Raw genomic sequence first — 13,669 nt, forward strand, 5'->3', positions numbered from 1 at the left:
AGCAACGTGAATCTCGAACTCGCGCACGACAGACTCGTGGAGGTCCTGGAACTCATCGACCGCTGGGGCGATCTCTACGACCGGCGCTGGGGCAACCAAGCGCCCTACCAGGAGAACGAAGGACTGGCCAGTCAGGTGGCCGGCCTTATCGACCAGGTCCGCACCCGGACGTGGCTGGCACAAGAAATCGTTCGCGCGATGGACAAATCTGAGCTCGCGGACAAAGTCGTTGAGCATGAGGAGGGTCCGTACGGCGGGCATCCCTTCACCCAGGCCCGCCTCGCGATCGTCGAAGCGATCGCCATCCTCACCCAGCGGGAGGAGCTGGCGGAAGTCGTCGGCCCAGTCGGCCCTCGACTGTCGGCGTCGCAACTTCACCCGACTGTCTGGGGCGCTGCAGCCGCCCTGTGGGACGGCGGCCACCACCGCGCAGCAGTGCAGACCGCAGCAACAGCGCTCGAAGGCCTCCTGCAGACCATCGCCGGCCAGGCCGTCTCGGGTGAGAACCTTGCCGTCCTGTTCTCGACGGGCGATCCGACGACCGGATCTCCGCGACTGCGGTTCCGCGACGTCGATCCCACCGCGAAGACCTGGCGTTCGGCGCATGAGGGCTCGGCGGCGCTCGTCCGTGGTGCTTTCATGGCGGTGCGCAACCTCGTGTCCCACCCAGGCTGGCCTGACCCGGCCCCGCACGAGGCACTGGAGATGCTCGCGGTGCTCAGCTATGTAGCCCATCTCGTCCAAAAGGCACAGACCGTGGAGTCGCCATGACACAGTGGCCGGTCGCCATGCGCCTCGCTCGTGACGGGACGATGACCCTCGTTTTCGCGGACGGCTCCAGCGTTTCCGCCAGCCTCGGCAAGCCAGGCTTCTGCACCACGAGCATGATCGACTCGTCGATCTACTTCCCCGCCGTGCACCACCTGCAATTGAAGACAATTCGAGGACACGACATCTCAGTCGAGTTGCCTCGACCAGACGACCAAGCGCCGTTGGGCGGCCGAACGTCGATCTATCTCGATCAGAACCACTGGAGCACCCTCGCTAAGACGATCCACGACCCCAGTCGTGTACCGAACGCACGGCTCGACGCGGAAGAAGATCACCTACTTCTCGCCGCTAGATGATCACGCCCCGGCAGGTGCAGGTTGAGGCGGGTACGCGATAGCACGAGTGACCGCATTGATCATGTTCTGCGCCAGGATTCGGTCCACCAGCTCGTTCGGCACCCGCACAATGTCGTCGTCGAAATCGACGTAGAGTGCCGCCATCTTGGTCTGGTCGATCGCCTTAGCCAGGCTGCTGTCGCGATCGGTGAGTGTGGCGCGCACTTGCGCCCAGTGATCGCGGCCTTCAGGGCCTTGAGCTGGGTAGAACACAGCGATCGAGTCCATCAGGGGGCCGGACATGCTGGCGATCTTCGGCCGGTGGTTCCGAAGGTCATTCCAGAAGGTCTTCCAAGCGGCCTCATCGCCTGGCGGACTACTGATCGCCAGGCAACAGGTTCCGTACTTGCCGACCTCCTCAGCCGCAAGAGCGGCCAGCGCGAAGGCACGTGGCCAGCTCTCGAGGTCCATGAGCAGGTTGCGGATGGCCTGAGTTACCCATGCGTGGGTGGGGTGTGCGGTGGTGCCGACGATCCGTACGCGTCGGCTTGAGCTCCAGCGACTCCCCCGGCCCCGCCGCCGCGGCTGGCAGGCTCGCGAACTGTTGCGCGCACTGCGCCGTCAACCCCTGCTCCTCGACGTGCTCGCCCCTGGTGCGTCAGCAAGGCGATCATGGAGACTGCCTCGGAGTCACGAATGCTCACCACGAAGACGCGCACGGTTCTGGCGTTCTTCTGCTTCGCGCAGGCGCGTCTGCTGTTCAGCAATCCCGACGGCGGACACATCGACCAACTCGGGAACACGTTGCGCCAGGCTCCGGTAGTAGTCCAGGTTGCTGTTGGCCTCTTGAACCTCGTCCCAGATGTCATCGGGACTGGGACAGGCGGCTTCGGCGATCAGAGCGGGCGCAACGCCACGTCGCAGCGCGAGCGGGCCGAGGTGATCAACGACGCCCTCTCCACCGCCGATGGCTCCGAGGACATGGTCGATCGACATCAGTCCTTCATCCAGCAGGCTCTCCGCCAGAGAGACATCGCGTCCCACGAGATGGGCGAGCAGTCGTCGCCCGTTCCAGACACGACCAAGCGCGAGGTAGTGGCGAGCGAGCCGACCGCGATGCGCGGCCGGCAGGCCGGCGAGATAGGTTTCGCAGTCACGTGGGCTGAGGCGTTGTGGGTAAGGGCCTGCAGAAAGCTCGCTCAGTCGGGCCTTGAACCACTCTTCAGCCAGGTCTGGATCATGGGTGACCAGGTGGCGGAGGATGCGGCCGAGTGGCCACGCGTGATCGTCAGAATCACCGCGCGCGTTGACGAAGGCTTTGTTCCATGCGTCGCGCCAGCTGTCCGGCAGTGTCGGCCTGCCTGCCTCGCCGAGGTCGAACTGGAGCGCGGCCGCGGCAGCGATCTCCGGCACGGGGTGCACGAGCAGCCGGTGCAGAACGTCGTCGACCTCGTCCCGTACGAGAGTATGGGCCAACAGGAATGCGTCCTGCCCTTGAAGGTCCTCGATGACCAGCGCGACGCTGTCGTTCAGCACAGTGCTCCTCAACGCGCTTCTGATCATCAAAGGCCGTCGATCGGGCTTCCGCAGTTCCTGTCGCACAACGCTGGCGGGAAGCCTTGCGGAGTCCCTCAAATACGACTCAGTCAGGGCGACCGACGCCAGGTCCTGCAGCTGGGCATCGCGAGCTGCCAGGTACCACTCCCCCGGATCGACCAACTGCGGCGCCATCAACCTGGCTACCTCGTGCCCGACATACAGATGACCGGCGAGCTTCGCTTGCTCGGCCAGTTGCGCGAACCGCGCCACCCCAGCGGCTACTCCGAGGTTGACCAGCTTCTCCGCCAGCTCTCGGGACGACGCCGCTTGACCATCCAGGTGGCGTTGAAGGTCTTCAGGTTCAAGGCTAGGCGGCCGGCTCATCCCGATGAACCCTTGAAGATCCACGTCCAAGGTGAACGACGACGCCACGACCGGGTCAGCCCCGTCGAGGAACGAGTTCGCCATGTGCCCGAGGCCGGGGTGCCGTTCACACACGACACGGAGCGACTCGATGATCAAGCGCGCCCCCTCAGAGGCGGCCGAGATCTGCTCGGGGCTCAACTTACGGCCTGAGCTGGCAATCTCGCGTGCCAGCCAGACCCATTCGCCGGCAAGACCAACCAGTAATCGCGCAGCCTCGACAGGACATCGCTCCTCCGTGCCGATCGGTGTGAGGCCGAAAGGTTCTAGCACTCGTCCCCACAAGACAGCGAGCCGCCGCAGAACGACGGCCGGCGGCACCGCACGTGCGATGACGAAACCGTCCACGGTGTTCACCGAGGGCCAAAGCCCCTCCAGAGTTGGCGACAGAGCCCCAGCAACCGCCTCCGCCGCCACCAGCCATCGCTCTGGCGTCGATCCCCGCACGAGCCAGTCGAGCGTCGCGTCGAGAATTCGCTCGCGCAGGCGGATGTCTGGCGGTACATCAGGTTCGACCCTCGCCGCTGTCTCAGCGAGAACTCGCAGCGGGTGCTCGGGTGTCTGATGGCGAGCGCGACCATCTCCGATCGCCGAGTCCAAGAGGATCGCCACGGCTTCTGGCAACGCCCAGCACTGAACGACCGCATGCACCACCGAATATGGCGACGTGTCGTGCGGATTCCGTTGTATCGCAGGAGCAACCGCTTGAATCGCGACACGCGCTGCGCGTTCGCTCAGCGTCGAATAGGTCACCAGATTGTCGAGAACCGCGGCAGTCAGCGTTCCACGTGAAATCACCTCGGCGGCCCACACGTCGGCCGCGCGTTGCGCGGGCTCCGAGCCAGTCTGCGCGGCGAGCAACACACCGTCGTCAATCCTTGTTGTCCGCTCAGGGAAAACGTCGACCACGGTGGACATGTCTCTGCGTGCGGGACTCACGAAAAACCACCGCGCGATCAACGGCCCGAGCAAGGAAGGCTGCAAGCTCCACGCCCCAGTGGCCTGGCTGAGCAAACCGTTGTGCGCAAGCCGGTAGAACAAGCCGCTGAGATCGGCGGGTGCGATACCGACCAGTGGCGCCAGTCGCTGCACATCTTTCGTCGTCGCGTGGCCGATCGCCGCGACACAGGCGAGCGCATCGACCGAGGTCTCGGAACCCGTGGACGCGAGCAAGAATCGCTCCACGTTCGCAACGAGCGCACTGCCGGTCGCCACCTGGAAACCGTCACCGTTGAGCAACAGGTCACACAAGGCGAGTGCCCATCCTGGGCGTCCGCGCGCCTGATCCAGGATCGACAACCGAGCACGATGTCCCGTGACGCCAACCGCCTGCAACAGTGCGTCCACATCAGCACGGACCAACGGCGGCACCATCAGCTCACTCGCGCCGGGGAGATACTCGGCAACCTCCTGCAGCTTGTCCGGCCACGTCGTAGCCACAATCGAGAACGACAGATCTTCCTGTTGCCGCGCTCGTCTCAACAACCCGAGCTCCGGCAACCTCATTTGAGCATCGTCCACGACGACCGCAGCCGGCCGGGCCGAGAGCAAGTCGTCAAGCACCTGCCCCTGCTCTGCGGACATCAAGAACTTCACCTCACGAGCCAACTCTTGAACAAGCCGAGTCTTGCCCACCCCCGGCTGCCCGGTCACCACGAAGTCCACAGCGTCGTCTATGAACTGCTGAGCCTGCTGTCGCTCCGCATCACGTCCGAAAATCTCCGCCGAGCCGATCCCTTCAGACGCGCTACCCACGAGCGGGCTGTCTAGAAGCGACTCAAGACGTCCAGCAACGCCAGTCAACCGCTCCCTCCACAGCGGACTGTTCACCAACGCGATGACCAGCCAGCTACGTGCGAAGACATGAGGATCAGGCAGATCCCTTTCCTGACACAGCTTTGCAAGCGATCTTCTGGTTCGAGCGCTGACAGCTCTGGAACAGATCATCACGACGAGGTCTACCCGCTGCTCTTCCTCCACCAGTCGCCGAAGACCACCCCGCATGTTGTCCACCGGATCTCCGGTAGTCACCATCAGACGGCCGCGAGCGTCAGGGCCGGAACCAGGAAGCGGGAAGTAAATGTCACCATCCCTGCCGAAGTCGTGCCCGCCCTCGACCGCGGACAGCCCTGGATAAAGCGGCTGCAGCAGAGCACATGCCACGCGCTCGAACTCGCCCGGTGACATCCGCGGGTCATCCAGCGCTTGTTCGATCCGGGCGATGAGATCCACCCCACAAGGGTAGGCGGAAGACCGGCTTCGTTGATAACGAGACGTCGTGGTCAGTGCGCCACCGGAGGGCGCCAGTCCGAGAACCAGCCCAGACCTAAGCCCTTAGCTGGCCCTGGAGTCACAGCACACCCACCTGGTCCAGCACAGCCGTAGCGCGGCCAGCGTTCATGGCGTCGTCGATGCTTCACCGCTGCCTGTCGAGCAACTCTTGTCGCGCCGCTCATCCGGGTCGTCGCTCGAGATCTGTCCGTGACAACGCGTCGACGTGAACGAAGTCGCACGCCACCATAGTCGCCGCCTGAGCACGCAGGAACCGCCGCCACGACGTGTCGGAGTTCCCAGTAGGCGACGGCGGAATCCGAAGCCGTTTCAGCACCCGGCGAACAGTCGACGCGGCCGTCCGGTGGCCGAGCTCGAGCAGCTCACCTTGGATACGGCGGTAACCCCAGCCCGTGTTCTCCCGCGACATCCGCTCGATCAACGCCACCACGGCCTCACTAACCCTCGGCCGACCACTCTGGTTCGGGTAAGTCCACTTCTTCACGATCAGCCGATACCACCGCAACACCGTGCCCGGAGACACCAACCGATGCTCTCGCAGCCACCGGCAACTGCCGCACCAACGCGCCCAGCACCGCACGATCAGCCCAATCCAACCGCGGACGACGCTGACCTCGACACAACACCGCCACCTCATGCCGCAACACCAACAACTCGACGTCCTTAGCCGCCGACGACCGGCCGAGCAGAACCAGCCAACCACCCAGCCGGACAAAGACGAGGTACAGCAGTCGCAGCACCACGCCCACGATCATGCCGACCGAACGCGGTGCCCGACCACGCAGCTCAACGCATGTGTGCAGAGTTCTGGTACCCCGCAGGCGTTCCTGCGAGGGTTCGTCGGCGACCTGGTCCGGCCCGTCATCCCCGACGACCGCCAGCCACGCGCCAAGACCTGCGAACTGCACGGACGTACTTTTCGGCACGCACACCGCTCACTAGACGCAAAAGCGTTAATACGTGATTTACGGTCTCACTGTCGCCAGTTTGCACCAAGAGTTCTTGCGCGAGCAGTTCGTGATCGATCAGCTGATAACACGATGCAATGTCTGCGGCGACCACGTATTTCGTGGGTGAACTCAAAGGACTTCGTTCAAAATCTTTCCACGCTTGCCTCGTACGTTCAGGAACTGGTAGCAAAGGGGCGATACGCTGAGTCAAGATTCGGTACAGAAGCCCGCTCGGCAGATCCCAAACGGCAACCGGCCTGACACCATGACGAGCCTTGCTTACTGCAATAACCTCATGTCGAGCCGGCACAAACCTGCCGGTGATTAGCTGGGCCACGTCGTCACGCTTACCAATAAGCGCGGACGAAACGGCGCTGGACGGCAGCAGCCGAGGGGGCGCATGCAAATCTTCATCGAGCGCATCACCAACGCCGGCGGCTGTCACGAACCCTGCGGCAACGTCCATCTGGTCGTCTTACCAGAGTGCCAGCGCCGCTCCTCGTGGGATGCGCCCTGCAGCACTAAGTGTTCTCGATCCGATGCAGTGCCGCTTACACCGCTGTCACCCGCGGACAACGAGGGCGTACCTGCCTACGCTGCCCAACCCGCAGTGTCCTGTCCCTGCAAGCCCCGCTTGAACCAGCTGCTTCGTGGTCTCCAGGGACAAGAAGGAACGTGCACCTCTGCCCCGGTCCTCCCGTCCCAAAGATCGGTCCGTGCTGGTAGGACGGCTCAGATCAGACCTAAGAGGCCCCCCGCATGTCAACTGCGGGGACGGGCCAGGTGGGCTGAACCGCGCGTCACCCTCTCACGAACGTCTTCGCCACCAGGGACGCCGCTGTTTGCGCGCCTCGTCCTCCGCAATGCCCTGGAAGATCGCGATAAGGTTGGCACTGGCTTCGGCGACACCGGCCTGCTTGGCCTGGGTGAAGAACCGGATCGCGGCGTCGACGTCTCCTTTGAGAACGCTGGCGATGCCGAGGTTGTGCGTCATCGCCGGATTGCCGGCTTCGTGGCCGGGCAGCAGCACCTCCATCGCCTCGTCGTGCCGTCCCTGGCCGATCAGGATCGCGCTGAGTAGCAGTGCGGGCTCGCTGTCGTATCGGGCGGTGAGCGACCGTCGCCCCCACCGCTCCGCCTCGGCCGGGTCGCCACGTCGGTGCTGGATCTGGGCGAGGTAGGACGCCGCCTCGGCCTCGTGCATGCTCAGGCTGTCCAGCAGCAGAGACTCCGCCTCGTCCAATTCGCCCTTGTCGACCAGCACTATCCCGAGTGCCAACCGGGCCGCGTCATCACCTGCGGACACGGCCTTCCGCAGCCAGTGCGCGGCGTCGTCGAACTCGTCTCGTTGGTAGTGCAACGTGCCCAGCAAGGTGGCTGCGGTGGCGCGCCCGGCTTCCGCCTCCACGCGGAGGAAGGGTTCTGCCTCGTCCCAATCACGACGATGGAAGTAGATCTCTCCCAGGTAGTGGGCGGCGGCGACATTCCCCTGCTCCCACGCCAGGCGCAGCCAGTGCTCGGCAGCGGTCACGTCACCCGTCGCGAGGTGAGACTCACCCATGTACAGCGTGGCACGCGTGTTGCCGTGGTCGTGAGCGCGCCGAAGCCAGTGACGAGCGCGTTCGTGGTCGCCACCGTTCCCCAGATTGCGGGCGAGGTCAGTAGCGAGGTCGTCGACGACGAGGTCCGCGACAGGCTCCATTAGGTCCGCGGCTGGGCCTGGATCACCGTCCTGGAGGTGCAGGATCCCGAGGTTGAGCCGGGCTTCGCGAATCCCCGCCGCGACCGCCGTTTCCAACCAGCTCCGAGCCTCGTCGTCTCGCGACTGCTTGATCAGCATGGCGCCGAGGTCGGCGATTGCCGGCGGGTGCCCTGCTTCGGCGGCACGGCGCAGGAACACCTCAGCCTGATCGAGGTCGCCTTCTTCCCGATGGTGGCCCCACATCGCGTAATCCCACTCGACGGTCCCAGGCCGCGCTCTCTGCAGAGCCAGGGTGACATCGTCGAGGCCAACATAGAATATCTGCTCCTGCCCGATCGCCATCAGGCGGCGCAGGGCGAGCCGGGCATCCTTCCCAAGCGGGACCTTGTGCAGCCCACCGCTTCCTTCTCCGTTTTCCAGCCGGGCGAGCCCACGCAGTGAGATGTCCATCTGATTGTGCGCCGACGCCCGCAGGATGACTGACATCAGGTTGGAGTCGTCCGCACAAGCCAGGACAGCCTCCCACACCTCCGTAGGGATGGGCTTTGCGTCGCCGTCCCGGCCGACTGCGTCCACCAGGTAGTCGAAGGGACGATACCGATCTCCGGCGTCCTTGATCAGCAAGCTGGTGGCGCCGTACTCCAGCGTCGTTGCCCACACCAGCGCCTCGTCGATCTCCTCCGGCCGCAGCTGTGCGCCGCCGCGCGCCTGGAGGTACACCTCGTGCAGACCGACGAGCACGTTCACGGGCACCGCCGCCGTCATCCCCGCCCGGAACAGATCGATCGCTGCCGTGACCATCGCGGCTCCTCTGGGTGCGAGGCCCGGTGACCACCCGTCTCGCCACTTCTGCACCAGTTGCGGCCCCGCGGCGATGTACTCGGCAACGCCGTACCGGTCGCCATGCCCCGCCGCCCGCCGCAGCCGCGGGTCGTCCAGCTCCGCGGCAAGCCGCAACTCCTGCTGCGACCACCGGCGTTCCACCCGCACCTTCGTGAACAGCTCCAGCACCTTCATCGCCGACACCAGGTCGCGCCAGTGGTCCGGGTTCAGCACCGCCTCGCGTTCCAGGTTCGTGGTGTACAGCGTGTGGTGGGATGCCCCGATCGTGGCGATCACCACCACCGCGTCCGACAGCTCGTCGATCGACCGCGCAGTGAAATTGTCCGCGCCCAGGTAGCGGTGCAGATCGTCCAGCCACAGGACCTGCGACGTCCGCGTTCGCGCCAAGGTCTCCAGCACCGCGGTCAGCTCTTTCGCATCGGCGGGCGCGAGAAGGCGGTGGTCGGGCAGCTCCGCCCGCATGGCCTCGTAGGCGGTGCGGGACTTCCCCGCGGTGGAGTCCCCGACCAGCAGCACGTGCCGGCGTTCCCGCAACGCGCCGCGCACGAATTCATCCACCTGGCGGGGAACGTAGGGCGGGACCACGCCGTCGGCGTACTCCATCGCCGGGTGCACGCCCAGCGTGACGGGCTCCTGGAACTCCGCCACCGTCCGCACCTGGCGTCCGGTGCAGCCGCGCAGCCGCGGAACATCGCGGGCCAGCCTGTCCGCGAGCTGGGCGATGTCCGTCCGCTGCCGTCGGTGTCGCACGGCGAACCCCTGGAGTTCCGCCAGTACCGCAAGCTCCTCCGGAAGCAGCTCTGGGTCGAGCTCGGCATCGCCGAACAGCACCGGAACCACCTGTACATCGTGTGCCAGTGCGATCAGGATCTCCTTACGCACCCAGTCCTCCGGATCGTCGATCCGGCGCGTGCCGATCTCGCCGGCCAGCCACCGTTCCCCGACGACCGCCAGCAGCACCGCGCTGCGCGCAACCCGATCCCTGAGCACGGTCGGGAAGTCGCGGCCGAGGGGAATCGACTCGTAGTCCAGGAAGACCGCTTCTGCGCCGAACTTGGCGGACAGTTCCGCGTGCAGGAACACGGCGGACGAGGCGGCGTCACTGCTGCGGTAGTTGATGAACACGAGCGTCTCGGCGTCGTCTGCACGTCCTGTCGCGACATCCACGAACATCAGCCTAAGCCTGCTCGTCGTCGGCGCCGATGTTGTCCGGGTCGAGCGTGGCACGGTCCGAGGTCAGCAGCTCCCGCAGCGCGATGCGCGCGGCCAGCGTGTCCGCCGAGTTCTGCAGGACGACTTCGTTCTAGGCCAGTGTGGTGATCAGCTTGACGGCGGTGATCATCTCGCTGTCGTACTGGAATCGGGTGCCCACGCCGATCCGTACGCCGCCGGTCATGGTGCGACCGGCAGCACCGTCGTCGGACACAGCGGCCGGGCGAGGTCAACCAGGAAGTGCTGGTGCCACAACAGGTGTAGCACGGCAGCGCCCACGACCTCAGGTGGTCGGTGCGGTACAGACCGTTCGTCGCAGCCCTCATGATGCTCCCCTGCCGCAGGTGAGCTGCCCTGCGACGTTAGGGCTACACCTCAAAACAGAGCCACGACCTGATCACCGACGGCGCGTCGCGCGCTGCCACTCGAACGGCTCAGCAGTTTTGGAAAAATGATCAATCCCGTTTTCGATGTCACTGGTGCCATCAGTGACAAGGTCTTTGGGATAGTGTCATCGAATTTGGGACCCTACAAGTGTAGGGTCTCACCGCGGTTAGCATGTCGATCTTGTGTGACCTGCGGATCTCCTCGTGCCTCACGGCGATGCCACCATGATCAGTCTCAGTTCCAGTGGCACTACCTCAGGTTGGTTTCAATGCGCAGCCACGACACGGGCTGTGGATGGTGCGCTGTGGATCTGCCTGTCTGCGGGGCAGGATTCTGGCGGTCGGGTGAATTCTGTCGGCACCGGCCGGTGTTGCGGTGGCGTGGTGGAACGCTGGGATCCACCAGTCACTGACCGGACCGGGAGGTGTTCTTCGTTCGTGACACCCGAGCGGAAACCGCCCAACGACACCGACACCGAACCCACCGACAGGGACGGCTTTGGTGTGCACAACACCGTTTCCGGTGTCGTGGGCGCAGTAGTCAGGCCGGGGTGGTGCATGGCGACGTGCATCTGCACTCACCGCCTCCGCCGCCTTCGCTGGTGGTGCCACGGAAGCTACCCGCCGCGCCGGCGCTGTTCGCGGGCCGGGAGGCGGAACTGGCAGGGCTGGACCGGACACTGGCCGCCACCATGCCAGGCGGGCGAGATCCGACCGCACCAGGGCCGACACGCACCGGCTCCGCAAACCTGCCCGTCACGGGCACAACGGTGGTGGTCTCGGCGATCGGCGGGGCTGGCGGGATCGGTAAGACCTGGCTAGCTCTGGCGTGGGCACACCCCCACCTGGACCGGTTCCCCGACAGGCAACTGTTCGTGAATCTGCACGGCTTCAGCCCGATGGAAGAGCCGATGGCACCTGGGGCCGCAGTGCGCGGGTTCCTCGATGCCTTGGAGGTCGACCCCGGCCGCATCCCGACCGACCTGGACGCACAAGCCGCGCTGTAGCGCAGCCTGGTCGCCGAGCGACGAATGCTGATCGTGCTGGACAACGCCGCCACCTCCGAGCAGGTTGTCCCGCTGCTGCCGGGTAGCCCTACCTGCACCGTTCTGGTTACCGGTCACACCAGGCTCGCTTCCTGATCGACCGGCACGGTGCACGTCACCTGACCCTGGACGTTCTAACCCGGGACGAGGCGCGTGCCCTGCTGGCCGCACGTCTGGGGGCGGACCGTGTCGTGGCCGAGGCCGACGCCGTTGACGAGCTGGTCGCGTTGTGCGGGGGCTACCCATTGGCCCTGTCGATCACCGCCCGCCACGCCGCCAGCCTGCCCTCCGTCCTCTCGTGGTCCCTGCATCGCCTCACCGACGAACAGCGCACCGTGTTCGGGCTGCTCGGCATTGCGCCCGGCTCCGACACCACCCTGCCCGCGGTGGCCGTCCTCACCGCCCTGCCCCGTGCTCGCGCACGCAAAGCCCTGTCCGTGCTGGAAGAAGCCTCCCTGGTCGAACGGCGGGCCAGGCGGCCGGTACGCGATGCACGATCTGGTCCGCGCCTACGCCGCCACCACCGCGCACGATCGGCCCGACGACGTACGGGGAGCGGCCCTGGTACGGCTGATGGACTTCCACCTGCACACCGCTTTCGCCGCCGACCGCCTCCTGGACCCCACCCGCCAACCCCTGCAACCCGACCCGCCCGCACCCGGTGTCCACCCGCATCCGCTGCCCGACGCCCCGGCCGCGATGACCTGGCTGCAAGCCGAGCACGCGCCCCTTCTGGCCTCGCAGCGCACCGCCGCCGCTCTCGGCCGCCACCACGTCGTCTGGCACCTCGCCCAGGCACTGGGCACCTTCCACTTCCGGCGGGGGCACCGGCGCGACGCGCTCGCCATGTGGTGGGTCGCGGTGGATGCCGCCGCCCACCTGCCCGACCCCATCGCCCGAAGCCGCACCTACCGATACCTCGGACACGCCTTTTCCCTGTTGGGCCTGCACGAGGATGCCATGGGGCACCTGGACCGGGCGCTCGCTCTGGCCGTACGTCACCACAACCCCACCGAACAGGCACACACCCACCGGTCACTCGCGACAACCTGGGGAGAACGGGGGGACTACCGGCAGGCCCTGGATCACGCTCGACACGCCCTGGACTTTTACCGCACCCTCGACCATCCGGTGTGGGAAGCCATCGCGTTCAACCAGGTCGGCTGGTTCGCCGCGCGCCTGGGCGACTTCGACACCGCCCGCGACCACTGCCACGACGCCCTCGCCCTGCACCGGCACCACTACAACCCCGACGGCGAGGCGAACACCCTCGACAGCCTCGGATTCATCGCCCACCGCACCGGCGACCACCAGCAGGCCATCGACCATTACCACCAGGCCCTCACCCTGTTCCGCGCCCTCGGCGTCGCCTACGCGGTCGCGGACACCCTCGACAACCTCGGCCACCCCCACACCGCCCTCGGTCAACACGACCAGGCCCGCCAGGTGTGGCAGGCGGCGCTGGAGCTGTACCGGGCACAAGGCCGTGACATCGACGCCGAGCGCGTACGACGTCGACTCGACGACCTCGGCCAGCTGTCTGAAGCTGTCCGGCCACCTTGGGAAGCCGAACCGTCAATTGACTCTGGTTAAAGCAGCTCACATCGGTGAGCCTGCGGCTGGTTGCCGTGCCCAACCCGAAGTAAGGCTGGGATCTCGAGCTGTAGGTTCTCGCCACCCGGAATGTCCGAGGCGGCCGGAGTCGTCCAGGCGCCGGCCTCGCCGGTGAACAGGGTGAGCACACGGCATGGTCGCAGGTCGGCGGATGCTGATCGTGCTGGACAACGCCGCCTCCGCCGACCAAGTCGTCCCGCTGCTACCCGGCAGCCCCGCGAACACGTCCTCGGCGCCCTGTACTGGGCCTACTCCTAACTCGACCTGACCAGGCTGGCCGACAACGGCTACGACGGTGCGGGCATCGGTGTATTCACCCCAGTCAAACAGCCCGCCGACGGCCAGATGCTCGACCCGGACACCCGCACCTACAACGTGCTGTTGCGCGGCCTGCGCTGCCTCGGCGAACGTGGCTTCGCTCTGCTCACCGGGCGCTGGCGCGCCCTGCGGCACTTCACCACCAGCCCTGCAAGATCGGCCACATCGTCAAAGCCGCACTCGTACTCACGCATTTCGAGCACGGCCGACTCACCTGAAACTCGTTGAGATCACATCA

At 65.8% G+C, this 13,669-nt stretch carries 9 protein-coding genes; 5 read left to right on the top strand and 4 right to left on the bottom strand.

The annotated features are described in order from the left end of the window. Positions 1–6 precede the first annotated feature (6 nt). Both OG205_RS09320 and OG205_RS09325 read left to right on the top strand, forming a co-directional pair. Positions 7–771, top strand: a complete 765-nt coding sequence (locus OG205_RS09320; RefSeq protein ID WP_330275846.1) for a TIGR02391 family protein — start codon at positions 7–9, stop codon at positions 769–771. Further along, positions 768–1,127 carry a hypothetical protein gene (locus tag OG205_RS09325; protein WP_330275847.1) on the top strand — a complete coding sequence of 120 codons (360 nt, stop codon included), beginning with the start codon at positions 768–770 and terminating at the stop codon, positions 1,125–1,127. Before OG205_RS09320 ends, OG205_RS09325 begins: the two co-directional genes overlap by 4 nt. Here the strand turns inward: OG205_RS09325 and OG205_RS09330 are convergent, their stop codons facing one another. From OG205_RS09330 to OG205_RS09345, 4 genes are all read right to left on the bottom strand, one after another. Further along, entirely contained in the window at positions 1,128–1,577 is a 450-nt protein-coding gene (locus OG205_RS09330; protein ID WP_330275848.1) for an AbiV family abortive infection protein, read from the bottom strand. It lies immediately after the preceding gene. Positions 1,578–1,796: 219 nt separating this feature from the next. Beyond that, a complete protein-coding gene (locus OG205_RS09335; protein ID WP_330275849.1) occupies positions 1,797–5,300 on the bottom strand; it encodes a hypothetical protein in 3,504 nt (1,167 codons plus the stop codon). A gap of 497 nt (positions 5,301–5,797) precedes the next feature. Then, entirely contained in the window at positions 5,798–6,268 is a 471-nt protein-coding gene (locus OG205_RS09340) for a hypothetical protein (protein ID WP_330275850.1), read from the bottom strand. 850 nt (positions 6,269–7,118) lie between these two features. Beyond that, the gene (locus tag OG205_RS09345; protein ID WP_330275851.1) at positions 7,119–10,022 is read right to left on the bottom strand and encodes a tetratricopeptide repeat protein; all 2,904 of its coding nucleotides are present in this window, start codon (positions 10,020–10,022) and stop codon (positions 7,119–7,121) included. 1,036 nt (positions 10,023–11,058) lie between these two features. Between OG205_RS09345 and OG205_RS09350 the strand changes: the two genes are divergently transcribed. The 3 genes from OG205_RS09350 (at position 11,059) to OG205_RS46730 (ending at position 13,659) form a co-directional block, all read left to right on the top strand. Continuing rightward, positions 11,059–11,460 (top strand): hypothetical protein, encoded by a 402-nt coding sequence (locus OG205_RS09350; protein WP_330275852.1) that lies wholly within the window; start codon positions 11,059–11,061, stop codon positions 11,458–11,460. Between the two features lie 528 nt (positions 11,461–11,988). Next, positions 11,989–13,092: a tetratricopeptide repeat protein gene (locus OG205_RS09355; RefSeq protein ID WP_330275853.1), complete on the top strand. Its 1,104-nt coding sequence runs from the start codon at positions 11,989–11,991 to the stop codon at positions 13,090–13,092. A 324-nt stretch (positions 13,093–13,416) separates the two neighbouring features. Then, entirely contained in the window at positions 13,417–13,659 is a 243-nt protein-coding gene (locus OG205_RS46730; RefSeq protein ID WP_442916811.1) for a hypothetical protein, read from the top strand. Positions 13,660–13,669: the final 10 nt, after the last annotated feature.

The sequence above is a fragment of the Lentzea sp. NBC_00516 genome (genome assembly GCF_036346835.1).
Lineage (GTDB): Bacteria > Actinomycetota > Actinomycetes > Mycobacteriales > Pseudonocardiaceae > Lentzea > Lentzea sokolovensis.

Bases quoted from the DNA above. Each gene is read 5' to 3' on its own strand.
- OG205_RS09325 (WP_330275847.1), top strand. From the start codon at position 768: ATGACACAGTGGCCGGTCGCCATGCGCCTCGCTCGTGACGGGACGATG.
- OG205_RS09330 (WP_330275848.1), bottom strand. From the start codon at position 1,577: ATGGACCTCGAGAGCTGGCCACGTGCCTTCGCGCTGGCCGCTCTTGCG.
- OG205_RS09355 (WP_330275853.1), top strand. From the start codon at position 11,989: ATGCACGATCTGGTCCGCGCCTACGCCGCCACCACCGCGCACGATCGG.